The sequence below is a fragment of the Luteibacter sp. NPDC104163 genome, from assembly GCF_055584245.1.
This window is the reverse complement of record NZ_JBVJMK010000015.1, coordinates 1-24,173: the sequence shown is the minus strand read 5'-3', so window position 1 is coordinate 24,173 and position 24,173 is coordinate 1. Positions and strand designations below refer to the sequence as shown.

At 65.7% G+C, this 24,173-nt stretch carries 17 protein-coding genes; 8 read left to right on the top strand and 9 right to left on the bottom strand.

The features are described 5' to 3' along the window. Window positions 1-129 precede the first annotated feature (129 nt). Window positions 130-5,433, bottom strand: coding sequence for an autotransporter outer membrane beta-barrel domain-containing protein (locus tag ACZ6YI_RS16510; RefSeq protein ID WP_465779617.1), 5,304 nt, complete (start codon window positions 5,431-5,433; stop codon window positions 130-132). 391 nt (window positions 5,434-5,824) lie between these two features. Between ACZ6YI_RS16510 and asd the strand changes: the two genes are divergently transcribed. Next, a complete protein-coding gene (gene asd, locus ACZ6YI_RS16505) occupies window positions 5,825-6,670 on the top strand; it encodes an archaetidylserine decarboxylase (protein WP_440329905.1) in 846 nt (281 codons plus the stop codon). A gap of 139 nt (window positions 6,671-6,809) precedes the next feature. Next, window positions 6,810-7,253: a hypothetical protein gene (locus ACZ6YI_RS16500; protein WP_465779616.1), complete on the top strand. Its 444-nt coding sequence runs from the start codon at window positions 6,810-6,812 to the stop codon at window positions 7,251-7,253. 12 nt (window positions 7,254-7,265) lie between these two features. On the opposite strand, the gene ACZ6YI_RS16495 is transcribed toward ACZ6YI_RS16500, so the two are convergent. Next, entirely contained in the window at window positions 7,266-8,840 is a 1,575-nt protein-coding gene (locus ACZ6YI_RS16495) for a lytic transglycosylase (protein ID WP_465779615.1), read from the bottom strand. 132 nt (window positions 8,841-8,972) lie between these two features. Here ACZ6YI_RS16495 and ACZ6YI_RS16490 point away from each other — a divergent pair, with 132 nt between their 5' ends. Genes ACZ6YI_RS16490 through greB form a run of 3 tightly spaced genes read left to right on the top strand, consistent with a single transcriptional unit; the run spans window position 8,973 to window position 12,240 of the window. After that, on the top strand, window positions 8,973-10,472 hold the full coding sequence (locus tag ACZ6YI_RS16490; RefSeq protein ID WP_465779614.1) for a helicase HerA-like domain-containing protein: 1,500 nt from the start codon (window positions 8,973-8,975) through the stop codon (window positions 10,470-10,472). A 2-nt stretch (window positions 10,473-10,474) separates the two neighbouring features. Further along, the gene (locus ACZ6YI_RS16485) at window positions 10,475-11,743 is read left to right on the top strand and encodes a hypothetical protein (RefSeq protein ID WP_465779613.1); all 1,269 of its coding nucleotides are present in this window, start codon (window positions 10,475-10,477) and stop codon (window positions 11,741-11,743) included. Further along, window positions 11,740-12,240 carry a transcription elongation factor GreB gene (gene greB, locus ACZ6YI_RS16480; protein ID WP_465779612.1) on the top strand — a complete coding sequence of 167 codons (501 nt, stop codon included), beginning with the start codon at window positions 11,740-11,742 and terminating at the stop codon, window positions 12,238-12,240. Before ACZ6YI_RS16485 ends, greB begins: the two co-directional genes overlap by 4 nt. Before the next feature lie 106 nt (window positions 12,241-12,346). Here greB and ACZ6YI_RS16475 read toward each other — a convergent pair whose 3' ends face one another. Then, entirely contained in the window at window positions 12,347-15,886 is a 3,540-nt protein-coding gene (locus ACZ6YI_RS16475; RefSeq protein ID WP_465779611.1) for an ATP-binding protein, read from the bottom strand. Between the two features lie 107 nt (window positions 15,887-15,993). On the opposite strand from ACZ6YI_RS16475, the gene ACZ6YI_RS16470 reads away from it, so the two are divergent. Further along, on the top strand, window positions 15,994-16,629 hold the full coding sequence (locus ACZ6YI_RS16470) for a response regulator (RefSeq protein WP_440326720.1): 636 nt from the start codon (window positions 15,994-15,996) through the stop codon (window positions 16,627-16,629). Here ACZ6YI_RS16470 and ACZ6YI_RS16465 read toward each other — a convergent pair. The 6 genes from ACZ6YI_RS16465 to ACZ6YI_RS16440 all read right to left on the bottom strand — a co-directional run bounded on the left by ACZ6YI_RS16465 (window position 16,594) and on the right by ACZ6YI_RS16440 (window position 22,839). Next, window positions 16,594-17,427, bottom strand: coding sequence for a DUF3025 domain-containing protein (locus ACZ6YI_RS16465; RefSeq protein ID WP_465779610.1), 834 nt, complete (start codon window positions 17,425-17,427; stop codon window positions 16,594-16,596). The two genes, ACZ6YI_RS16470 and ACZ6YI_RS16465, sit on opposite strands and share 36 nt — an antisense overlap. A 5-nt stretch (window positions 17,428-17,432) precedes the next feature. Then, window positions 17,433-18,755: a 30S ribosomal protein S12 methylthiotransferase RimO gene (gene rimO, locus ACZ6YI_RS16460; protein WP_465779609.1), complete on the bottom strand. Its 1,323-nt coding sequence runs from the start codon at window positions 18,753-18,755 to the stop codon at window positions 17,433-17,435. Window positions 18,756-19,291: 536 nt separating this feature from the next. Beyond that, window positions 19,292-19,693: a hypothetical protein gene (locus ACZ6YI_RS16455; protein ID WP_465779608.1), complete on the bottom strand. Its 402-nt coding sequence runs from the start codon at window positions 19,691-19,693 to the stop codon at window positions 19,292-19,294. Window positions 19,694-20,130: 437 nt separating this feature from the next. Continuing rightward, a complete protein-coding gene (locus tag ACZ6YI_RS16450) occupies window positions 20,131-20,577 on the bottom strand; it encodes a hypothetical protein (RefSeq protein WP_465779607.1) in 447 nt (148 codons plus the stop codon). Continuing rightward, window positions 20,574-21,686, bottom strand: a complete 1,113-nt coding sequence (locus ACZ6YI_RS16445) for a serine hydrolase domain-containing protein (protein WP_465779606.1) — start codon at window positions 21,684-21,686, stop codon at window positions 20,574-20,576. Before ACZ6YI_RS16445 ends, ACZ6YI_RS16450 begins: the two co-directional genes overlap by 4 nt. 85 nt (window positions 21,687-21,771) lie before the next feature. Then, window positions 21,772-22,839, bottom strand: a complete 1,068-nt coding sequence (locus ACZ6YI_RS16440; RefSeq protein ID WP_465779605.1) for a serine hydrolase domain-containing protein — start codon at window positions 22,837-22,839, stop codon at window positions 21,772-21,774. Between the two features lie 118 nt (window positions 22,840-22,957). Between ACZ6YI_RS16440 and ACZ6YI_RS16435 the strand changes: the two genes are divergently transcribed. Both ACZ6YI_RS16435 and ACZ6YI_RS16430 read left to right on the top strand, forming a co-directional pair. After that, window positions 22,958-23,629, top strand: a complete 672-nt coding sequence (locus ACZ6YI_RS16435) for a dienelactone hydrolase family protein (protein ID WP_465779604.1) — start codon at window positions 22,958-22,960, stop codon at window positions 23,627-23,629. Next, a complete protein-coding gene (locus tag ACZ6YI_RS16430) occupies window positions 23,626-24,033 on the top strand; it encodes an HIT domain-containing protein (RefSeq protein WP_465779603.1) in 408 nt (135 codons plus the stop codon). The genes ACZ6YI_RS16435 and ACZ6YI_RS16430 overlap by 4 nt, the downstream gene beginning before the upstream one ends. The last annotated feature ends 140 nt before the right edge of the window (window positions 24,034-24,173 follow it).

Genomic DNA, 24,173 nt, shown 5'->3' with positions numbered 1-24,173 from the left:
TTTTAAGAAGTTCTGGTTTTCCATAAAACGTGGGGGGTTGGGGTGGCGGGTTGGGGGGGTTGGGTTGCTGGCCCCCCCCCCCCGGCGCCCACCCCCGCTCCCACAAGTGATTGAAGCCCCTTCAGGCCATCAGAAACTCCAGCGCACCCCCACGTTTGCTCCCCAGCCACGCGCACCCGCGTTGCCTATCTTGTTCTGCCAGTCGGCCTCGCCGTACACGGCGAGCTTGTTGCGCCACGCCCACGTACCGCCAAGCCCCAGCTCCATCATCTGCCCGAACTTGCCACCGGTGAACCGGTCGGAGAAGGCGTATCCCTCCGCGCCCACGTTCACGTTCGATACGCCACCCCAGCCCTTGATGTAGTTCGCCCTCGCGTAAGGCGTGAACTGGCTGCCCGCGTCCGTGTTCCACGTGCGATCGAAGCGCAGCCCCGCGCGACCGATCGTCTGCTCGAACGCTTCGAATCGCGTCGTCACATGGTCGACATCCACGCCGTTGTCGAGGCCGATGTGCTGGCGGACCAGCTGCAGCTGCGGTTCGAGTTCCCACCCGCCGTCGAAACGGAAGGGATAGCCCGCCTCCGCCGAACCGCTCCAGCCCGAGCCGCGCACGCGCGAGGCATCCTTGGCTCGCAGGGTATCGATGTAGCCGGAGTGGCGATCGCCCGATGCGATGAGGTCGAGATAGAGGCCGTTGGCCCACTGCAGCGTGACCAGCGCCGCGATGGAGTTGCTGTAGAGCTTCGCATGGCTGTAGCCGTCGGCGGCTTTCGGGTCCAGCCGCGTGGTGCCGTGCGTGTACGCCACGCCGGCGCGGAGCGTGAAACGGTCCGCCGTGAAGTCGAAGATGTTCGCGCCGACCTGGACGGCATGGGTCTCGATGTCGTAGTCGTAGCCGTAATCGCGGAACGAGCGGTTCGATGAGACGTGGTAGTCACCGCCAAACGTACGCACGAAGGTTTCGCCGCCCAGCCCTTCATCCATGCCATCGATATCGCGGACCTCGCCCAGGCGGCGATGCAGGTTGTCGATCGCACGGTAGCCATAGAAAGCCAGTGCGGAGGGGGAAACGATGGCTGCCGGCACCTGCGGCACCACTGCGGGGCGCGCGTCAGCTTCGGCCAACGGCCCCGTCGGAGGTGGCGGCGCGATATACGCCTCGCCGGGCGGCGGGGTGGGCGCCGGGGATACCGACGTCGGTGCCGGGCATGGACCGTTGCACACCAGCACGTTGGCCAGCCGGTAATCCCAGAACGCGCTGCCGGATGTCGAACCCGTGACGAGCCGCTGGGATGCATCGCTCGAGCCGGGCTGGAACGCGTACAAACCATACTGGTATGCGCCAAAGGCGAGATAACCGCCATTGAGCCGGAAGGCGCCACCATCGGCGTTGCCTGCGACCTGCACGACGGAAATACCCTCGGCCGGGCCCACGTAACCATCGCGGTTGAGGTCGGTCAGTTCGCCCGTGCTGAGGGCACCAGGCGTGATATCCAGCACCGTCTGGCCACTGGCGTTGCCTTCGACCAGGAGGCGATCGGTCGACTGCGCGGCCAGCGCACCGCCGGCATTCAGGGTTGAGACGAGCTTCAGCGTGCCGTTGTCACCGGTGTAGTTCCCGTCGATGATCAGGCTGTTGCCCGGTGAACCTGCGCCGTTCGTGAGGTCGATGGTGCCGGCGTTGGTGACATTGACGGCACCGGGCGTCACCGCGGAGATCACCGGGTGGACGTTGTCGCCCGCATACAGTGTGGACGACGCATCGATGGTGACGTCGCTGCCGGCGAGCACGAGTTTGTCGGTGAGGGTGAAGGCGGCCCCCTGGAGGAGGTTGAATGTGTTCCATCCCGTCAGGTTGATGCCCTTCGTGAGCGTATCGATATCGAAGGTCCCGCCGCGGGCCTGCGTGCCGATGAAGTTGAGCGTGTTGCCACCACCGGCGCCCGCAAGCAGGTGATAGGTGGACGATGTATCCACCGCGCCAAGCGTTGCCGTGTTGCCAGCTGCACCCATCGTCAGGCCACCGAGCAGTGTTCCGCCCGTCCAGTCGAACGTGTCGCCACCCTCGCCTGTCCTGACTTCACCGACGATGTCGCCCGCGCTGTGGGTGATCGCATCCGCACCCGCGCTGCCCTGGATCGCCGTCGCCGAAGCCGAGGCCGCCCGAATGGATCCGGTGTTGGATAGCGACGTGCCGGTGCCGTTCGAAAGATCGACCACGGGCGCGACCGTGCTGGCTGAAACGAGGCTGCCGCTGTTGGCCACGGACGACGCCGTGCCTGCGACCAGGGCGGACCCACCGGCTGCATCGAGGATCGATACGCTTCCCGACGTGGTCACTGCGCCGCTTGTGAGCGCCTGGATGCCCGTGCTCCCCGCCGCGTTACCGTGGATGACGAAACCGGGACCCACGGTCAGGTCACCCGAGGCAAGAGAGCCATCCGCGCGACGGAACGCATAGCCGACACCCGCGCCATCGACCTCGAAGGTGGCCGTGGAAGTGGGATCGATGGCCGTGGCGGTGCGCAGGCCTGCGCCGTTACCCGAATGCAAGGTGACGCCACTGAGGGTGATCGCGCCAGTCTCGGCCGCGTTCTCGATCGCGTTCCCCGTGCCGAGGGTCGTGATCGTCGTGCCGTTCGCCACCAGCGGACCGGCTCCCGTGTCCACGAGCACACCGTGTGCGGTGCCCTGCGTGGTGATCGCCGAGTCGCCGGCACCGAGCGTGAGGCTGGCGCCCGATAGCAGCCATACGCCGGCATGGCCGTCGTTCACCGTGATCGTACCCGCCGGGTTGAGGGTGGTGCCGGCATCTTCGACGCGTACGCCGGTGCCATTCGCCACCACGATGCTGCCGTTGTTGGCGAGCGATCCGCCCGTTCGCAGGATGGCGCCGTTGGCTTCAGGGCCGCCCAGCGTCACTGCGCCATTGTTCGTGGCGACGCCGCCGGTTTCCGCAACGAGGCCGGTCGTGTTGCTTCCCGTGAAGTTGATCGAACCGTTATTCACCAGGTTCGCCTTGTTGCGCACGACGAGGCCGGTGACGCCGGCGCTGGACGAGTTCAGCGTGGCGAGGCTGGTTACCCGGGTCGCGGCGGCGACACTGCCGGTCGCGCCGCCGGTGAGGTCGTGTTTCTGCCCGTCGGCGACGCCGGCGATCGCGCCCGCACCCGTGAGCGACATGGTGGTCGCCGCATCGATGGTGGCGGTCGCGCCGCCTTCGGCCACCACACCCTGCGCACCGGCGCCGGTCACGTTGATAGTCGCGTTGCGCGTATTCAGTACCGAGCCAGCACCGGACCCCAGCACGCCGGTCGCCTGCGCACCCGACACGCTGACGGTCAGGCCGGTGCCATCGAAATCAGCACCGCTATCGAGGCGGAACAGTATCGATTGCGGCGTCGATACATCGAGGACGGCGCCAGCGCCGACGTTGATCTTCGCGTCATTACCGTACGCGAAGAAGCCGATCTGCTTGCTGCCGCCGCTGAACGTGGGAGCGGAACCCGCCGCCACGTTCACCGTCGCGCGCCCGCGCGCATGGATGCCGATCGCGCCGTCGCCACTCAGGTTCACCGGGCCCTGGATATCGCCCGTCGCGGTGGCACTGCCCTGCCCCTCGACCCACACGCCATAGTTGCGCGTGCCGCTCGCCGGGTCCGCGCCGCCCGCGACATTGATCGCGCCTGTGGAATGGATCAGCGATGGCGTTCCGGCGGTCGACACCGCCTTCAATGCCGTGCCGTTCACGCCGGTGACGTTGATCGTGCCGGTGTTCGTGATATTGCCGGTCGCACCGGCATTCACGACGGAAATCCCGATGTTCTCGCGCGGCACCGCGGTTGCGCGCCCGGTGATGTTGATCGTGCCTGCATTGTTCACGTTCGCCGCGGGTGCCGTCACGAGGATGGCCGCCGCATTCTGGGTGAGCGTGCCGATCGTGATCGTTCCCAGGTTGTTCACGGTGGCCGCCGTGGGCACGTTGATCCCGGTGGTGATCGTGCCCTGGTTCAGGCCGATATCGTCGGCGGCCGCACCGGGCGTGTATTGCGGACCGCGACCGATGTAGATGGTCCCGCCGGCGCCGTTCGTGAAGGTGCCCGTGGGATCGTTCATGTAGACGCCATCCGCCGATCCGTTCGAGCGCGAGCCGGTGACGCCGACGTTGACCGTGCCATTGTTGGTGGCGGTCGCGCCGGCCCCCACGCGGATGCCCGTGGACTTGCCTGCGCCATTCGTCGTGCCCAGGGCGAGGTTGATGATGCCGTTGGCGGTGTTGTTGAACGCACTGCTCGACTGGACATCGACGATGTTGGCACCGAACGCACCGCTGGAGATGCCGCCATCGGCATTCCGGAAGAAGTTGCCGTTGATCACGCCCGCATTCGTGCCCTGGCTTCCCGTGGTCAGGACCAGGGCCGAACCATCGCCGCTGCTGTGTTGCGTGGCGAGCGTGCCGTTGTTCACGAACGATGCGCCGCTGTCCGCTCGCACGGCGCCACCGTTCGCGTTCACCACCTCCAGCACGCCGCCCGGATCGATCGTGCCGTGGGCATTCGCGCCCACGAGGCGCATGACGATGCGTTCGCCGATCGGCTGCGCGACGTCGTCGGGCGGGCTGTCGGCGGTGATGCCGTAGGTGATCTGCTCGGTGGTCGAGGTGTAGCCGAGCGCGAAGTACGTTACGTACTGGGCCGGGTCGAGGCGCCCCGCCTGGATTTCACCGATGAGGAAGCTGTTGTAGTCGCGCAGCTGCGCATCGTTGGTGACCGTATGCGAGGTCGTGACCCCGCCGATGGTCGTGCTGAAGGTCTGGCCGAAATGCGAGACGAACGTGACGCCGTAGCTGCGCGGCTGCGAGGGATCGCCGACGTCACCGTTGAACGTAATTCGGTTCTGTCCTTGCCAGGCGAGGTTACTCGCCGCGCCGCCAGTCCCGTCGGCGTAGAACATGTTGGTCTGCTTCGCGGCGATCGTCACCGCATTGGTCGAAGCCTGGCTGTTGGCGCCGCCGCCAAAGTCGATGTTCAGCGTGCCGCCGCCGGACGTCACCTCGCCCACGCGCATGTTGATGTACTGGTTGCTGCCGACGTTGACCACGTCGGGCACGGGCGTGGCGTAGCTGACGGGTGCGAGGGCGAAGAGATTATTGTTGTTGTAGACCGAGGCGACCCGGTTGGTACCGGTGATCGGATCCTTGTAGGTCACGCCCAGGTTCGCGCTTCCTGGGTTGAGTCGTGGCGCACCGATCCATTGCTGGCCAGAGATAAGGCGGTTCAGGTCGCTGAGCGCCTGCAGCGTGGTATCCACGCCGCCCGGTTGGCCTGCCATGAATTGCTGGGGTCCGGTCAGCGTGACCGTCGCGCCCGCGGCGACGATGGTGTTGCCGACCTGCTGGTCGTTGATCGTGGGGTCGTAAGGTCCGAGGGTCACCGACTGTCCGCGGGCCGAAGGCCATGGCCCCAGAAGTGCCGCAGCGATGGCGGCGGCAAGCACGGCACGTCGTGCACCGCCCGAAACGGGGCGGCGTGAAAGCGCATCACAGGTTGTCATGTTGTTTTACCCCGTTAGCGCCGCCGTCCGGAGCGGCGTAGCGCACGTACAGGCAAAACGACACCCGGGTACTGCGAAAGGCCCCCTTCCTCCGCTCCCACCCCCAGGCCCCCGGCCCTTCCGTGCAGAGCGGCGGACCGCACGTTTCCGTTGCGGCTCGCCTCCGGGACGCTCTATAGATTCACGAGGATGAAGGAAATGTGCAGGCAGCCTCGCGACCCCGCAGGGCGGGGTGCTGGTGCATCGGCCCGACTCCCCTATACTCCCCGCGATGAAACCAAGCGTCCTGTTGCAGTACATCCTCCCGCACCGCTTCCTCTCACGCATCGTCTACCAGGCGACGCGCTGGGAATGGACGCCATGGAAGAACTTCCTGATCGAGACGATCGTGCGGAACTACAACGTGGACATGGCGCAGGCGGCCCAGCCCGATCCGCTGGCCTACCCGCACTTCAATGCCTTCTTCACCCGCAAGCTGAAGCCCGGCGCGCGTGTCGCCGACCCGGATCCGCAGGCGATCCTGTGCCCGGCCGATGGCCGCATCAGCCAGTCGGGGCGCATCCGCGATGGCCGGATCTTCCAGGCCAAGGGCCAGGAGTACACGGCCGCCGAACTGCTCGGCAGCGAGGAAGCGGCCGCGCCGTTCCGCAACGGCAGCTTCGCGACGATCTACCTCTCGCCACGTGATTACCACCGCGTGCACATGCCGCTCGAAGGCGAGCTCACCGGAACGACCCATGTCCCGGGACGGATCTTCAGCGTCGCGCCGTTCGCGGTGGAAGCGATTCCCCGCCTGTTCGCCCGCAACGAACGCCTCGTCTGCAGCTTCAACGGCGCGCATGGCCCGTTCGTGTCGGTGATGGTCGGCGCGATCCTGGTGTCCAGCGTGGCAACGGTGTGGGACGGCCTGGCCATCCCGCCTTACGCCTCGGACATCATCCGCACGGACTGCCGGACCCGCGGCGTCAAGCTTGAACGTTTTGCCGAAATGGCCCGCTTCAACATGGGCTCGACAGTGATCCTGCTGCTGCCGGAAGGCTACGAGCTGGACAATCTTGAGCCGCAACAACACGTTATGGTTGGCCAGCGGCTCGGGCGCTGGGCGGGCGGCGCGTAAAAGCGGTTGACCCTACGCGTCACATTGTGACGAAAACGTCTTACATTTGACGCAACACCACGGTATGCTCCTAACCCTCGGACGCCTCGGGGGCAACAGCCGGCGTCCAGACACGCAGTGCCGTATAGGGGAAGCCGTCATGCGTCTGGTCACTCATCTCATCGCCGTGAACCGCGAAATCCGCCTTCGCCGCCAGCTGGCGGATATCGAACGCGTGGTGCTCGCCCTGCCCATCCGCACCCATGCGGATCTGCAACAGCTGGTTCGCCGTGAGATGGAGCAGGCCGCCGGATGTGACTTCCCGCACCTGTATGGCACGCCGCCCGAAGAGCGCTACAGCACCTACGGCCACGGCCCGGACCTGGGGCTCGGCAAGGCCCGCTCGGACAACCCGCTGATCGCCACCCGCGGCGTGGCGCTGTGGATCGCTTCGGTCTACCACGAGACCCTGGATTCGCGCCGCCCGGGCATGGAAGAACTCCATCGCCAGGTGCTGCGCCTGATGCGCCAGATCAAGGAACTCTCCACGCCGGACCGCCGTGACTTCGGCACCGAGTGGATGGAGCCGTCGGCCCTCGCCTGAGCCGTCTGCCGCTCAGCGGCAGACCGGCACCTTCAGCGCTTGCCCCACCTTGAGCGCATGGCCCTTGAGGCCATTCATCTTCGCGATGTCTTCCACATCGGCGCAGCTGCTCTTGCGGGCGATGCTGACGAGCGTGTCGCCCTTGCGCACCGTATAGCTCTTCGCCCCGCCCGACGATTTTGCTGACGAGCCGCTGCCGTACTGGTACTGCGGACCCGGGCCATTGGGGCCGTTCGCACCACCGCTGGCCAGCGCGGCCGAAGTGGCTGCGGGTGCTGGAGGCGCGATGATCTTTACCGCGTTGTGCAGGTCGCTGGCCAGGATCGGCCACGGGCCATCGGCGCAGCTCGCGATGTAAGCCTTCTCGAGCTGCTTCGGCACGTCGAGCCGGGTGCCGGCGGGCTGGCTCATCTGCGGATCCAGCCGCGGGTTGAGGTTGCGCAGCGTGCGGAACCAGCCCTCGGGCATGTCATCGGCCGAGCCCAGGCAGACGGTGAGCTCGGTCAGCGAGGCCGGCCGGGTCAGGGTGATCTGGCCGGGCACGCCATCGACCTTCGGCCATTTCAGGTGGTAGCTATCCGGGTGCAGGAACAGCCACGCGGCCGCCAGCACCATGGGCACGTAGTCGCGCGTTTCCGCCGACATCTGCCCGTAGATGGAAGGATCGTAGAAGCCAGCACCCGGGCTGGCGGCCGCGATGCGGCGCATGCGGCCCTCGCCCCCGTTGTAGGCGGCGAGCGTCATCTCGAGGTTGTTGTTGAACGCGCCAAGCTGCTCGTTGATGTACTCGGCATTCGCCTGCGCGGCCAGGGTCGGGTCGAAGCGCTGGTCGAAGCCGCCATCGCTGGAAAGGCCGAAACGCAGGCCGGTCGCGTACATGAACTGCAGGGGGCCGGACGCGCCCGAACGCGATACCGCGTGGACCTTGCCGCCGGACTCCTTGGCCATGATGCCGAACAGCAGCGCTTCCGGCAGGTCGCCCTTCTGGTAGGCCGGCCACATCTTGTAACGCATCATCTGGTAGTTGACGTACGCATCCATCAGGTTCGGGCGCAGCTGGGTAAGCCACATCTCCAGCGCGGCCTTTACCGGACCGTTCATCACCATCATGTCGGAGAACTTCTGCCCCTTGAGCAGCGTGACGCTGCGCTGGGCTTCCGGCAGCGCGCCGACCACGACCGAACCGGCGGCGTCGCCCGGCTGGGCACCGACTTCCGCGGCCTGCTCGGTGTCGTCGGCGTCCTCGCCCTCGATGAAGCTGCCGTCCTTCAGGCGCAGCAGGCGGTCGAACACGGCAGCGAAACGCTGGGGATCGCAACCCGGGGTCAGGCCGCAACGGGCCGAGGCATCCTTCAGCTGGTCCAGCGCCTGCTTGCGGGTCGCCGCCGCCTGCTGGGTATCGCCACGGCGGGCCTGGTCGATCGCGGCCTCGTACCCCTTGCTTGCCTGGTTCATCCGGTCGTACAACGCATTCACTTCCGGTGTCGCCTTGCCGGGCTTGCCGGGGCGGGGTGAACCGCCGGACGCGCAACCCGCGAGGATCGCCAGGGGGAGCAGGAGAAGGGCGTAACGAGCGTGCAGCGACATGCAAGGGACCAGGTCAGGCAATGCCGGCAACGTTACGCCGTAACCCTACGTGACTCAAGCCGCCGCACCGAAAATTCTCCGTAGCGGCGCATCCTTGCGTAGACTTGTTCAGGACATTCTTAAGGAACGGACATGCCAGGCATCCTGATTGGCCGCAACGACACCACCGCCGTGGAACTGGACCCGCGCTACGGCAACCGCCATGGCATGATCGCCGGCGCGACGGGTACCGGTAAGTCGGTGACCCTCATGCTCCTGGCCGAGGGCTTTTCCCGCCTGGGCGTGCCCTGCTTCCTCGCCGATGCCAAGGGTGACCTCGCGGGGCTTTCCCAGCCGGCCGGGGCGCCTTCCGACAAGCTCAAGGAGCGCCTCGCGAAGCTGGGCCTCTCGACCTGGGCACCCCAGGCCAACCCCGTGGTGTTCTGGGACATTTACGGCAAGCTCGGCCACCCGGTGCGCGCCACCGTCTCCGAGATGGGCCCCACCCTCCTCTCGCGCATCCTGGAACTCAACGACACGCAGGAAGGCGTGCTCGAGGTGGTGTTCCGGGTCGCCGACGACGAGGGCCTGCTGCTCCTGGACCTGGGCGACCTGCGTTCGATGCTGGGCTTCGCCGCGGAACATGCGAAGGACATCTCGGCGAAGTACGGGCTGATCAGTGCGCAGAGCGTCGCCGCGATCCAGCGCGCGCTGCTGAAGCTGGAACAGGATGGCGCCGACCACTTCTTCGGCGAACCCGCGCTCGAACTCACCGACCTGATGCGCCAGGACATGAATGGCCGCGGCGTCATCAACGTGCTTGCCGCCGATACGCTGATCCTGAAGCCGCGGCTGTATTCCACGTTCCTGCTGTGGCTGCTCTCCGAACTGTTCGAGCAGCTGCCGGAAGTCGGTGACCTCGACGTGCCGAAGATGGCGTTCTTCTTCGACGAGGCGCACCTGCTGTTCGACGATGCGCCGCCCGCGCTGCGCCAGCGCGTCGAGCAGGTGGTGCGGCTGATCCGTTCCAAGGGCGTCGGCGTGTATTTCTGCTCGCAGAACCCCGACGACGTGCCGGGCGAGATCCTTGGCCAGCTGGGCAACCGCGTGCAGCACGCGCTGCGTGCATATACGCCGCGCGACCAGAAGGCGGTGAAGGCCGCCGCGGAGACGTTCGCGAAGAACCCGAAGCTCGACGTGGTGGAAACCATCGGTACGCTCGGCACGGGTGAAGCGCTGGCGTCCACGCTAGGCGACGGCGGCGTGCCTTCGCCCGTGCAGAAGGTGCTGGTGGCCACGCCGTGCTGCCGCATTGGCGCCATCACGCCCGACGAGCGCACGACGATTCGTTCGCGCTCTCCCGTGGGCGCGAAATACGACAACGCGGTAAACCGCGAATCCGCAGAAGAAATGCTCGCGGCGCGCGCCACCGCGAAGAACAGCGACGATGCACCGCCGGTGAAGCAGGCGGGCAAGGGCGAGGATGAAGGCAACGGCTGGGGCGGTGCCGTGCGCGATGCGGTGTTCGGTACCAAGCGCCGCCAGGGCATGCTCGAAACCATGGCCAAGTCGATGGTGCGGACCGCGGGCTCGCGCGCCGGCCAGCAGATCGTGCGTGGCATCCTCGGCAGCATCTTCGGCGGGAAGCGCTGAGCATGCCGCGGGTCGCGCTGGCCGACGCGTCGCTGCCGTTCTCCCGCCGCATCGTCGCCGGGCTCGGCTATCCGACGCGGGGCTCGGCCATCGTGACGATCCTTGGGGTCACCGCGCTCGACCTGCTCGCGTTCATCCCCATGTTCATGCTGCGGCTGCTCGTGGTCACCGTGGGGTGGATCGCGCTCTATCGCTATGCCTTCGCGTGCCTGCGCCATACCGCCGACGGCTTCGAAGCACCGCCCGAGATGGCCATGCACTCGGAGGGCGATGCGACGAAGGCGCTGATCCTGATCCAGATGGCCGGCAATGCGCTGGTGTTCCTGGTGCCGTGGCTGCTGGAGAAGCCCGGGCTGCAGCTCCCGCTCGCGGTCGCCATGGCGTTTGTCCTCCCCGTCGTCACCATGTCGCTCACCTTCGATGGCGCGGGCACGGCGCTCAATCCGCTGACCTGGTTCGCCGTGATCGGCCGCCTCGGCGGCGATTACTTCAAGCTGTTCGGCGTGTGCCTCGTCGCCGGCGTCGCGCAGGCGTCAGCCCAGTACGCCATGCAGCAGCATGGTCCCTCGTTCCTCGCCACGGCCATCTATTACCTGATGGCGAACTACTTCGCGATCTACACCTTCCACCTTATGGGCGCGCTGATCCACCGCCACCACGAACGGCTGGGTTACCGGCCGGAAAGCGAAGCGCTGGTCGAGGCCACCCGCGAGGACGATGACAGCGCCCTGCTCGCCCACGTGAACGAGATCGCGCGCGACGATGTTCCTGGCGCCACCGACATCCTCACCGAGCGGCTGCGCGAAGGGCTGGCACCCGCGCCGCTGCACACCCGATACCGGCAGCTGCTGCGCGCGCAGGAGCGCATGCCGGAGTTGCTGGTGCATGGGCAGATCTGGATCGCGGCGCTCGTGGCGGGCGGCGAAACGCGGCGCGCGCTCGGTGTCGTGCAGGATTGCGTCGGCATCGACCCGGCCTTCGTCCCCGACGCACCGAACACGTGTGGCCCACTAGCGGATACGGCTGCGCAGGGCGGCATGCAACGCCTCGCGCTGCAGCTGGCCCTGGGCTACCTGCGCCTGTGGCCCGGCGATGCCGGCGCGCCGCACTATGGATTGCTCGCGGTGCAGATGCACTTCCAGCTGGAGCAGCGCGAACAGGCCGCCGCGCTGGCGCGGTCGCTGCTGCACGCGTATCCCGGCCACCCCGTTTCCCAGGACCTCATGGATTTGCTCGACATGCTCGACCCTTCCCGCCCGGTGACTTCGTGAGCCGCTGGCGCCCACCCTCCCCGTCCTCCACCGCGATCATCACGCGCGATGGATTCGAACGGCTGAAGACCGAACTAGACCATCTGTGGCACACGGTGCGCCCCGAGGTGGTGAAAGCCCTCGCCGCCGCCGCGGCCGAAGGCGACCGCTCGGAGAACGCCGAATACACCTACCGCAAGAAGCAGCTCGGCGAGATCGACCGCCGCGTGCGCTACCTGAGCAAGCGCATCCCCGTATTGAAGGTGGTGGAGGCGACGCCGGCGCAGGCGGATGCGGTGTTCTTCGGCGCGATCATCGAGCTGGAGAACGTCGAGAGCGGCGAAACGGTGCGTTATCGCATCGTCGGACCCGACGAGACCGATGCGAAGCAGGGCTGGATCAGCATCGATTCACCGCTGGCGCGTGCGGTGCTCAAGAAGCGCGTGGATGACGAGTTCGAAGCGGTGCTGCCTGGCGGCCCGACGCGGTTTGCGGTCCTTTCCGTCGAATACACCTAACCCCCGCTTTTTTTTGTGGGAGCGCGCTTGCGCGCGATGGGTGCTCGCGATAAGCCGCCACTGCGCGAGCACCCATCGCGTGCAAGCACGCTCCCACAGCGCGCTCCTACAGCGCTTGTGCTTCGAGCTGTTCGGTAAACGTCTCGACGTTGGCCGCAAACCGGCGCACCGCATCCGCATCGAGCGGCGCACCTTCGCGCAATCCGAGCTCCAGTGCTTCCCCCTCGCTCGCTACGGCCGATTCACCGAACACGTTGACGCCGCCCAGCACGTGGTGGATCCATCCGGCGACGGCATCGGGATCGCCACCGGCGATCACTTCATCGAACCGGGCCAGCGCGTCGCGGGTCGCCGCCACGCCGGCCTGGATCACCGTCGCTACGTTCTCGTCGGAGCCGAACGCGCGACGCATGCGGGCCATGTCGATCAGCGGTGCCGGTGCGGCCGGCTCCTGCGGCACGGGCGGTGTTCCCACCTCCGCACCGAGCCAGCGCGATACCGCCTCATGGAACGCCTCGAGCCGGATGGGCTTGCGCAACAGGTCGTCCATGCCGGCGGCCAGGCAACGTTCGCGCTGGTCGGCCCGGGCATCGGCGGTCATGGCGACGATCGGCAGATGCCGGTCCGTCCCCTGCTCACGCCGGCGGACTTCGCGCGCGACCTCATAACCGTCCACCTTCGGCATGTGGCAGTCCACCAGCAGCAGGTCGTAGTCGTCGGTGGCCAGCGCTTCCAGTGCGGCCTCGCCGTCATCGACCATGTCGCAGGCGAGGCCATGCATCGCCAGCTGCGCGCGAACCAGTTGCTGGTTCACGGGATGGTCTTCAGCCACGAGGATGCGCGCCGTACCCACGGACGACGGCGCGTCCTGCGCCGGGGACGTTGTCGCCGCAGTCGCTACGCTGAGCGGATCCGCGATCGGCAGTTCCACGGTCGCGGTCACGATCGTGCCCTTGCCCGGCTCGCTATGGATGACGATATGCCCGCCCATGCGCTCGATCAGCCGGCGCGAGATGCTGAGGCCAAGCCCGGTGCCGCCGAAGCGGCGCGTGGTCGATGACTCGGCCTGGCTGAAGGGCGCGAACACATGGCGCAACTTGGCCGCGTGGATGCCGATGCCCGTGTCGCTGACGACGAAGCGGATCCGCTGGCGCCCGCCGTGTTCCTGATCGACGTGCACCGCCACGATCACGTGGCCCGCGGCGGTGAACTTGATGGCGTTACCGACCAGGTTCAGCAGCACCTGGCGCAGGCGGCCGTCATCGACCACGACGGCCTGGGCCAGCGCGGCATCGATATCCATCTCGATCGCCAGACCCTTCGCCTCCGCCTGCGCCGCCATGATCGCCACCGCGTCTTCGACGAGCGCGCGCGGATCGGCAGGCCGTGGGTCCAGGGCGAGATGGCCGGCTTCGATCTTCGAGAAATCGAGGACGTCATCGAGGATGTGCAGGAGCGCTTCGGCGGAATGCTCGATCGTTGCCACCATCCGCCGCTGCTCGCCATCCAGCGGCGTGCGTTCGAGCACGTCGAGCAGGCCGATCACACCGTTCATCGGCGTGCGGATCTCGTGGCTGATCGTGGCGAGGAAGTCGCTCTTCGCGCGGGTCGCGGCTTCGGCTTCGTCGCGCGCTTTCGCCATGCCGCGCGACGCAAGCTCCTGCGCGGTGACATCCACCCAGTAGCCGTTCCAGCGCACGTTGCCGTCGGCCGCAGCCAAAGGCACGGCATCCGAACTGAGGTAGCGCACGCGTTCGCCCACTTGCGCGCGCACCGTGACATGTAGCGGCGAGGTTTCGCGCGCGGAGCGCTCGAACGCTTCGTGCAGCGTATCGCGATCTTCCGGCGCCACCGGCGCCAGCAGGCCATCGCCGCCCGCGAGCAGTTCGCCAGGCTCCATGCCAAGCAGCGTCTGCGGATCGCCACCCACGTACGCCATGCTGTAGCGGCCTTCCGTATCGCGCACGGCTTCATACACGACGGCCGGGACGTGTGCGGTCACCTCGGCGAGCCGCCGCTCCGTTCGTTCGCGCCGGCGGGTTTCCCGGCGCAGGTTGAGGTAGGCATAGCTGATCGCGATGAGCGAAGCGAGCAGCACCGCGACGAACGGAAGGATGCGGCTCGCAACCTCGCGCCAGGTCGGGCCGACCACGTAGTGCGAGGCGAACCAGGTGTTGCGGATCTCCTGCTGCCGATGCGTCGGCAGGTTCACCAGCACACGATTGATCAGCGGCAGCAATGGCGCCAGGTCACGGCGCACGCCGATGGAAATGGCCTCGCTGTCGCCGGTGGGCGCGGCGACCTTCACCTGGCCGAGGAAGTGCTCGCGGATCAGGTAATCGACGGACGCCAGGTTGCCGACGAAGGCATCGCCCTCGCCCGCTGCGAGGCGCCGGAGCCCCTCTTCTTCGGTGCCTACCGGCACCACCGTCACGCCGGGGATGCGCGCGAGCAGGCGGCGGATAGGCTCGCGCGTCGTATTGCCGAGCACCTGCTTTCCGACCAGGTCATCGCGCCCCGCGATCACGGGCGCGCCCTCGCGGGTGACGATCATGATCGGGAAGTCCAGGTAGGACGTGCTGGGCTCGAGGTAGGGCCAGGTGGCGCTCTGCGGATTGATCGCGGCGACAAGGTCGACCTCGCCGCGCTTCACGCTGGCGACGGTCCCTGCCCAGTTTTCGCTGGGGACCTGGACGAGGCGCAGGCCGAGCTCGGCGGCGATCTCGCGGACGTAATCGAGCGCGAGGCCCTCGGCCTGCCCCTGGCCGGTGATCAGGCTGAAGGGGGCGTAGCTCGGGTCGACGCCCAGCCGGAGCGGCGGGAGGTCGTGCAGCCACGCCTTTTCGCGCTCGCTGAGCGGGATGGCGAACTGCCGGGGGCGCGGGGCGATATCCCGGCCCACCCAGGGCGCACGCAGGCGCCCGTGGTCGGCGGCGGTCAGGTCGGCCAGGGCATGGTCGATCGCGCGGCCCAGGGGCGCCTCCGTACTGGGCACGGCAAACGCCAGCGCGCTGATCGGCAGGGCCAGCGGCTCGCCGATATGCAGCTCATGCTCCATGCCGAGCCGCGAGACGAATTCGCGTGCCGAGTACGGGTTGTCGATGTAGGCGGTGACTTCGCCCATGCGCACCCGCTGGAGCGCTTCCGCGGTGGAGCCAACCTCGACCAGGGTCGTATCCGGCAGCTCGCGGCGCAGCGCGGCCATGTCGAAATAGCCGGCATGCACGGCGAGCCGCTTGCCCGCCAGCTCACTGGTCCGGTGGATCACGGGCGCGTCGTTGCGCTGGACCAGCGCGGGCAAGGATTCAAAGTAGGTGGCCCCTACCCGGATGCCTGGCATGCCGAGTTCCAGCGGCGTCACGCTGGTCGCCACGTCGATCTCACCCCGGGCGAGCGCGGCGAGCAGTTGCGGCCAGGTATCGAACACGCGGGTCTGCAGGGTCACGCCCAGCTCGCCGGCCACCTCGTGCAGGTAATCCGGCCCCAGGCCCTCCAGCTGGCCACCCTGGAGCTCCTCGAACGGCGGGTAGCCCTCCCGGTACGCCCCCACGGTGAGGACCGGGTGGTGACGGAGCCACTCGGCATCCTCCTTGCTAAGAGGCACATCCGGGGCCGCGTAGGCCACGGCTGACAGCACGAGTAGCATTAACGGAAGCAGATATCGGGTCACAGGCGGGCTTCGTCGTGAGGGCCATCGTGGGCATAATCGTGCCAACCACACGGCGTCGCTAGTACGTAAGGAGAAACAGACACATGCCACTTAAAGTCATTCTGGCAGACGACCACCCGCTGGTACTCGTCGGCGGGGCTCTGGCGCTGGAGAATGCGCACGTCGAGGTCGTCGGCAAAGCCAAGGCGGCCGACGAGCTGCTCGAGATGCTGGCGGAGCGCCCGTGCGATGTCGTCATTACGGATTTTCTCATGCCGAGCGATCGCGAAGACGACGGCTTCGCCCTGCTCGACACCATCAGCAAGAAGCACCCGACCCTCGGGGTCATCGTGCTGACCATGGTCAACCGGCCGGCCGCGCTGCAGTCGATGCTCACCCGCGGTGCCCGCGGCATCGTCGACAAGCGCGCCCCCATGGATGAACTCGCCGTCGCGGCCAAGGCCGTCTACGAAGGCGAGACCTACCTCAGCGAAACCCTGCTGGACATCCTCAACGAGGCGGACGATACCTCGGTCGCGATGCCGGGCGCCGAGCTCTCCCCGCGCGAGAAGGAAGTCATCAAGGCCTTCGTCAACGGCCAGTCGCTGCAGCAGATCGCCGACCGCGAAGGCAAGTCCGTCAAGACCATCAGCCGGCAGAAGCGCGATGCCATGCGCAAGCTCGGCGTGGACCACGATAGCCTGCTAGGCGATTACGTCCGCGATCACGGGCTCGTCTGAGCCTGGCAAGGCGCCAAGGGCGGCTGGGTAGAGCCGCCCCGCCCTTATCGGCTGGAAGCACGGCGCCGTCGTGTAGAAAGCCTCATCCGCGGTACCTGCGTGCCAGCCCGGCACGCCCGACACCGGTAGCGGCCGGAGTTCCTGCGGATCGTTGAGGATGCCACCGCCCGCGATGGCGCTCGTGCAGGCCTCGACCGCATCACCATCACCCATGACCACCAGGGCCTTGCCGACGAGCAACTTGTCCGGCGTCAGCGCGTGCTCCAGCAGCGCATGCCCGAAGATCTCCACGCGCGCGTCGCCTCGCAGCCATGCTTCGCGATGCATCCAGAACAGCGCATGCCAGTCATGCCTGTCCCACGCCACGAGCATGCGTGGATCACGCAGCGTGACGATGATGCCGGCTTCGTCGAAATGCGTGAGCGCGCACTGCGGGCGTGACCGCTCGCGCGGCCCCATGCGTGCGATCTCTTCCACCTGGCGCGCATTGAGCGCGCGTTTCAACGCCGGGTAGCGCAGCCACACGAGCGCATTGAACAGGTCGTGCCAGTTCCCGGCGCGCGTGGCGATGGCACCGCGCGCGATACGCTCTTCGTAATGCAGCCCATCATCCAGGAGCGCCTTGTCCTGGGTGACGAAATGCTGGCTGGAGCCGGCGGGCAGGAGTGCGTTGAGGTCGTCTGTGCCCGGCCAGGCCTGCGCCGCGATCAGCGGTTCGTAGGCCTGCCAATGCGCCAGCGGTGGCACCGCCAGCACGCGGCGATCGAACGCCTCACGCGTGGGTGCCACGTGGCGCATGGGGCTTAGGCCAGGCGGCCGTAGAGATCGTGGGCGTCGGCTTCTTCGACCACCACGTCGACGAACTGGCCCGGCTTCAGCAGCTGGCCGTCATCGATACGCACCGCACCGTCGATTTCCGGCGCATCCGCGCTGGAACGGCCCCAGGCACCTTCGGCGTCGATCTCGTCGACCAGCACCTTGATCGTCTTGCCGACCTTCCGCTGCAGCTTGGCGGCCGAAATTTCGGCCTGCACCGCCATGAACTGCTCGAGGCGGTCTTCCTTCAGCTCTTCGTCGATCTGGCCCGGCAGCTCATTCGCCTTCGCGCCGTCCACCGGCGAATAGGCGAACGCGCCCACGCGGTCGAGCTCGCCTTCGCGCAGGAAATCGAGCAGCTCGTTGAATTCGGCATCCGTCTCGCCGGGGAAGCCAACGATGAAGGTGCTGCGGATGGTGAGATCCGGCACCTGGCGGCGCCAGTTCTGGATGCGCTCGAGCGTCTTGTCGACGTTGCCCGGGCGCTTCATCAGCTTGAGGATGCGCGGGCTCGCATGCTGGAACGGGATATCGAGGTACGGAAGAAGCTTGCCCTCCGCCATCAGCGGCATCACTTCGTCCACGTGTGGGTACGGGTACACGTAGTGCAGGCGGGTCCACACGCCGAGTTCCGACAGGCCCTCGCACAGTTCGGTCATGCGCGTGCGGTAGTTCTTCCCACGCCATTCGCGCTCGGCGTAACGGGTGTCGACGCCATAGGCGCTGGTGTCCTGCGAGATGACCAGCAGTTCCTTCACGCCACCCTTCACCAGCTTCTCGGCTTCCATCAGCACCTGATCGACCGGGCGGCTGACGAGGTCGCCGCGCATCGACGGGATGATGCAGAAGCTGCAACGGTGGTTGCAGCCTTCGGAAATCTTGAGGTACGCGTAGTGCTTCGGCGTGAGCTTCACGCCGGTGTCCGGCACCAGGTCGAGGAACTTGTTGCGCGCCGGCGGCAGCGCCGAATGCACCGCGCTCATCACCGAGGCGTAGTCCTGCGGACCGGTGATCGCGAGCACGTCAGGGTAGCTATCGCGGATCAGCTCCGAGCGCTTGCCCAGGCAGCCGGTGACGATGACCTTGCCGTTCTCATGCAGGGCTTCGCCGATCGCATCGAGCGACTCCTGCACGGCGGAATCGATAAAGCCGCAGGTGTTCACCACCACGGCATCGGCCTCGCCGTAGCTGGGCACGATCTCGTAGCCCTCGACCTTGAGTTGGGTGAGGATGCGTTCGGAATCGACGAGCGCCTTCGGGCAGCCTAGGCTGACGAAACCGATCTTCTGGGACTGGGCGGCCTGGGACATATGCCGTGGGTACCGGGGGTGGGAAACCGCGCATTATAGCCGGAGCCGACGCGTCACTGGGGAAGCGGCCGGGATGGCTCTCAGCCGGCCGGAGATTGGCTCTCCAGCTGGTACTCGGTCCGGGATACCCCACTTGGAGAGTCCCATGCCGATCCTCGGGGGAGTGGCCTTTCTTGTGCCGCGGGGGTCGATATGGTGCGGAGAACACAGTTCTCCCGCTCAACAAGGCCTATCGTGGGTCGAACACGGACTGAGCCGTCTCAAACATCCGTGTCCTACTCTGACGCCTCCACGGACGTAAGATCGCAAGCTAGATAGCGCTTGGATATCTTCTTGCCGTCGACCTCTAAGTAGTAGTTGTAGCAGGCATCCTTATGGTGCCAAACCACGCTTGCGATCTTCCCCACGCGGTCCGTATGGTTCCGTTCGTTGATCGCTACCGAAACTCTTTATCCTATCAGAAACTCCGGCTGGGGCTGCATCTCGTCCTCCTTGTCACGGGCAGCAGCTCGCGGACGTCGTCAAACGCGCAAATCTCATTTTAAAGACGAGAGCAATTCCAAGCCTTCTGGAAGACCGGAGCCTCCATTGAGCTTCGTGATGTTCCACCTTGTCGCGTCGTGCCATTCAAAATCAATCTGATATTGAAAGTCGGAGTTAGCACGTACGAGGCAGACGACAAACCCCTTTCCGTCCCTCTTAAGTGCATCCCTAAGAGATAATCCAAGACTAATAATTAGCGCAGTTTCGTTGCGAAGGTGCAATACATCGAAAAGGTGAACGCCGGTCGAATTCGCGTAGGAGCCCTTCCAACCGCAGTGGGCGTCGTCAGCATTAAATCGAAGGAAGACATCAGTCCAGTCCGGCGACACGGTCCGAACCGCTGTTATTGCCTGCTTCGCTAGCTCGACAACCAGTCTCGTACCTTCCTCGTTCATGTCACCCCTTAGCCCCAATTCGGATTGAAGCGGATGTTGCCGGCGGATAGCTTCGTCTAAACCTGACATTTCAAGGTGCGCAGCTTCGCTCATCGCCCTGTGGCTAGCAAGAAGCGACGCCGCATTCGACTCGCTGGACGCCTGTACAAGACGTTCAGGTCAAGCGCTGGAATCCTTGTCATTCCCTGAGTTGCCAAAGATGCACAACAGCATTCCGAGTGCACCGGTCGAAAAGGCCCATGCCTCGTTGAGCCCAATCTCTGCGTGAACCTGCTTCAGCACGACGCCGACAACAAACAGAAGGAAGCCCGCTCCTTCGACCCACACAATGGGGCGATTTCCGACTTGAAAGAGCTTCCCATCGTCTCGGTTTATACGACGCCTTAGTTCGCTCCAATTGCTCACCATTGCCTCCTCTCGGTGTTGCCGACCAAGTCTCAATACGCTCCCGACTGCCGCTGGTAGTAGGCGCGGTAATCGCCACTTTCCACGCTAACGGCACGGACCTTTCCGCGTGCGTCGCGGTGAAACTCAAGCTGCATGAGGGGCATGGAGTCAGAATCCGGATCGACAAAACGTGTTGGCGACAAGGCCTCCAACGGGTGCACTTTATCGTCGCCCGGCACTCGCATCGATGCCTTGCCGTGGGACATCGTGATCTGGAACGAGTCGGTATCGAAGTCATCGGCAAGTCGACCGCGAATGTCCATGGGCACACTGTTATCCAGGCGATACGTCCCCTGGTAGTCCGCATAGGAGGGATCCGCAGGATCGAGTTGAACAGCATGTAATGGCGGATCCACGCCCTGCCCGATCATGTCGGACAACGCATGCCGGATTTCCAGGCGGAGTCGGGCGCCGTTGGGGCTGTTGGTAAGGATCACGAATCCGTCGCCCGTCTCCAGGTAACCCTCCATCCAGGCGCGGTAGTTGTCGTGGAGCCGCTGTGGAAGAAGACCCGCCCGTCACCCGATCCCATCAACTCCGGCCCAAGCCCCTGGGGGCTGGGCGAAACGGGGCTCATCATTTGTGTGGCGAGGGCACGCGACAGGAAGCCGTTATGACCCTGGTAGCTCTCGATCAGCGTTGCCACCATCGCACCGAGCTCGTTCGCGCTCGTCCACAGTCCCGAAGCGGCCTGCTCGGGGAACGTCTGCCAGCCGCGCGGTAACGCGATGAGCTTCCCTTGCTCGTCGTGGGCCTTGGCAATATTGCCGCGTGAGGCCGACAAGGGACTCTCGAACGTGCTGCGCTGCATGTGCAACGGATCGAGCAACCAGGTGCGGGCGATCGTGGGGAAATCGGTGTGGGTTACGTCCTGGAGCAGCTGTTGCTCGACCTCAATCCCTCCTCCCGAATAGGCGTAACGCGAGCCTGGCGGGCTTATAAGTCGAACGGCATGGTGTTTTGCAGGCGGCAGGCCATCCAGCGTTTGCAGTAAGGTCGGCACTTGTTCCTGAGGCAGGAAATCAGGAAATCCTCCCACGTTGAACCCGGAGGTATGCGACATCAGCATGCGCAGGGTTACATCGGGATGCGGCGTGTCCTTGGTGGCCGGAACGTGCCAGCTCGTCAGATAGCTATCGATGTTGCGATCAAGGTCCAGCTTCCCCGCCTGCACCATGCGCAGGATCATTACGGCCGTCGCCACCTTGCTGATCGACCCGGCCGAAAACAGCGTATCGCCATCGACCTTGTCATGCGTACCAGCCTCCCTCAGCCCATACCCCTTAACCTGCCAGACCTTGCCATGGCGCAGCACGGCGACGGCCACGCCGGGGACGTGGTAGTACGCCATTCGCTCCTGAAGCGACCAGTGCGGAACAGGCTGGCCGGCCTCCACGATCGCGGGGCGAAGGTTGTTTTCCCAGGAGGAGTCATCGATAGCTGACTCAGCAGCGGAAGCGAGCGGAATGGCGAAAGCAACGAGGGCGATGATCGTCCATTTCCCAAGGAAGCGAGACGTCTCGCGTTGCACGAACTCGAACGACATCTGGCAATCCTCCAATCCCCAGGAACGCAATAACTAACGGTAAAGCGAACCACCGGCACCGCGAAGGCCGAACCCTGGTGAACCCTTAGCGTGGTACCGCAAGCACCTGCACCGAATTGACCAGCGTCCCCGACCATACGTCGTCTCGGTTTCCGTTGGTCAGGTAGGTAATGACGTAGTGGTCATCCAGGTTGGCGCCGTACAGGATGCGCACGCGGACCTTGGTACCACCATCATGGCCCAGCTCATGCCAGCGCCCTTCTTCACCGTAGTCCCAGCCGGATGCAAAGCCACCCTGGTTGCCATTGGGGAACTGGTAGAGATGCCAGTGTTTGAGTAGCGCGGCTTGCGAAACGAGCTTCCCATCGGCGACGGCTGAGATGAACGCATCCAGATCCGCCAGGGTGGAGACGATGCAACCCTGGGCGATCGCGTAGTCTGGCCAGTTCACTCGCGGATCGACGACGGCACGACCGTTTTCCGCGTGGTAGCTCTCGACCATACCTGCGGGCGGATGCGATGCATCCAGCGACGTGTGGTGTAACCCCAGGCGCTGGATGATTCGTTCTTCGACAAGGGCCCGATAAGGCTTGTGCGTTACGTTCTGGAGCACTGCCTCGAGTACGAGATAGTTAGTCCCCGAGTAGCGTGTCTGTACATCGGGGGCCGACGTGACAGGCATCTTGCTTACGGCTGCAAACGCAGCATCAAGTGTTGGCGGAAATGGCCTGTCCAGATGCTGTGGGTCAAAGAAGTTCGGCAGGCCCGTTACGTGGCTCATGAACTGCTCGACGCGGATGGAGCGCCATGCATCAGGAAGGTTCGGGACATAACGCGAGGCAGGAGCGGTCAGGTCGATCTTGCCTTCTTCCGCAAGCTGCAGGACCAGGGTGTTGGTGAATAACTTGCTCACCGAATAGATAGGGAACGGCGTATCCCGGGTGATCGGCTGCCCGCCGCCCATGACCGTTGTCCCCGCGGTCCCTTCGTAGATGAGCTCATCATTGTGGGTCACGCGTACGGCCTGGGCCGGAATCCCATGGCCCAGGGCGTTTGCCTTGAGCTGCGCGCTAAGCGCGTCCTGCAGGTCGTTAGCTCGCGCCGGCCCAGTGACCGCGAGCCAGGCACCGACGATGACAAGCCATGTCTTCATTGCTCCCTCCTGATAGTCAGTGGCGTAAGCATGCCATAGGCATTCCGTCCGCCTCACTCCCAGCGGACGGTTTGCCCGCTAAGCTTGGCGAATTCCCCACACCGCCGGAGATTCCCCCATGGGCCGCACCCTGATCCTCGACACCTCCCGCCCGCATGAAAGCATGGACGCCTACCTGGCCGAGCCGGAGGGCACGCCCAAGGGCGGTGTCATCGTTATCCAGGAGATTTTTGGCGTCAACGCCCATATCCGCAGCGTGGCCGATCGCTTTGCGGCCGAGGGGTACGTGGCCATCGCCCCTGCCCTGTTCGATCCCGTCGAGAAGGGCGTGGAGACCGGCTACGACCAGGAAGGCATGACCAAGGGCGTGAAGATGGTCGCCGAGCTGGGCCTGCTCCGTCCGCAGCAGGATGTGGCCATCGCCGGGAAGTGGCTTGCCGATACCTACAAGGTGAAGGTGGGTACGGTCGGCTATTGCTGGGGTGGCACGGTGGCCATGCTCGCCGCCCTGCGCCTCGGGCTTCCCTCCTCCAGCTACTACGGGTCGCGCGACGTCCCCTTCCTGATCGAGCCGGCGAAGGCCAACGTCATCTTCCATTTTGGCGAGCGCGACCATTCGATCCCGCCGGAGATGGTGGAGAAGCACCGCGAACTGAAGCCGGAGATGGATACCTGGGTGTACCCGGCGGACCATGGCTTCAACTGTGATGCGCGCGCGAGCTACGACGAGCCCAGCGCGACGCTCGCCTGGGACCGCACCCTGGCCTTCTTCGCCCGCGAGCTGGCGTGAGCGCGGCGTTCGAACTGGATGCACGGCTCGCCGGCGACACCCTGGTCGTCGGCGACCTGCCGCTTTGCCGCGTACTTTTGATGCGGGATAGCCGCTTCGCCTGGCTGGTGCTGGTGCCCCGGCAGGCGGGGTTGGTCGAAGTGGCCGACCTGGGCGAGGCCGAGCGTGCCGCGCTGTGGCGCGAGGTGGATCAGGCCGGCGCCGCCCTGCATGCGGTCGCGGCCTGCGACAAGCTCAATATTGGCGCGCTTGGCAACATCGTGCGGCAGCTGCATGTGCACGTCGTGGCGCGGGTGGAGGGCGATGCGGCGTGGCCGGGGCCCGTCTGGGGGTCGGGGAAGGCTGAGCCTTATGCCGATATCGAGGCGATGGCTGCGCGCATCCGAACCGCACTGGCCTTGTAGTTGTGGGAGCGGGGGGGGGGGGGCGGGGGGGGTGGGGGGGGCCCCCCCCCCCCCCCCCCCCCCCACCCCCACCGGTTGGGAACCCCCGGGTGGTTTTAGTGAAAAAAATAAAAAAGAAACAAAGTATGACACCGCCGGTA

What these genes read in the sequence shown, in the direction of transcription:
- asd (WP_440329905.1), top strand. Translation starts at nt 5,825, where the DNA reads ATGAAACCAAGCGTCCTGTTGCAGTACATCCTCCCGCACCGCTTCCTC.
- ACZ6YI_RS16500 (WP_465779616.1), top strand. Translation starts at nt 6,810, where the DNA reads ATGCGTCTGGTCACTCATCTCATCGCCGTGAACCGCGAAATCCGCCTT.
- ACZ6YI_RS16495 (WP_465779615.1), bottom strand. Translation starts at nt 8,840, where the DNA reads ATGTCGCTGCACGCTCGTTACGCCCTTCTCCTGCTCCCCCTGGCGATC.
- ACZ6YI_RS16490 (WP_465779614.1), top strand. Translation starts at nt 8,973, where the DNA reads ATGCCAGGCATCCTGATTGGCCGCAACGACACCACCGCCGTGGAACTG.
- ACZ6YI_RS16485 (WP_465779613.1), top strand. Translation starts at nt 10,475, where the DNA reads ATGCCGCGGGTCGCGCTGGCCGACGCGTCGCTGCCGTTCTCCCGCCGC.
- ACZ6YI_RS16475 (WP_465779611.1), bottom strand. Translation starts at nt 15,886, where the DNA reads ATGCTACTCGTGCTGTCAGCCGTGGCCTACGCGGCCCCGGATGTGCCT.
- ACZ6YI_RS16470 (WP_440326720.1), top strand. Translation starts at nt 15,994, where the DNA reads ATGCCACTTAAAGTCATTCTGGCAGACGACCACCCGCTGGTACTCGTC.
- ACZ6YI_RS16465 (WP_465779610.1), bottom strand. Translation starts at nt 17,427, where the DNA reads ATGCGCCACGTGGCACCCACGCGTGAGGCGTTCGATCGCCGCGTGCTG.
- rimO (WP_465779609.1), bottom strand. Translation starts at nt 18,755, where the DNA reads ATGTCCCAGGCCGCCCAGTCCCAGAAGATCGGTTTCGTCAGCCTAGGC.
- ACZ6YI_RS16455 (WP_465779608.1), bottom strand. Translation starts at nt 19,693, where the DNA reads ATGAACGAGGAAGGTACGAGACTGGTTGTCGAGCTAGCGAAGCAGGCA.
- ACZ6YI_RS16445 (WP_465779606.1), bottom strand. Translation starts at nt 21,686, where the DNA reads ATGTCGTTCGAGTTCGTGCAACGCGAGACGTCTCGCTTCCTTGGGAAA.
- ACZ6YI_RS16440 (WP_465779605.1), bottom strand. Translation starts at nt 22,839, where the DNA reads ATGAAGACATGGCTTGTCATCGTCGGTGCCTGGCTCGCGGTCACTGGG.
- ACZ6YI_RS16435 (WP_465779604.1), top strand. Translation starts at nt 22,958, where the DNA reads ATGGGCCGCACCCTGATCCTCGACACCTCCCGCCCGCATGAAAGCATG.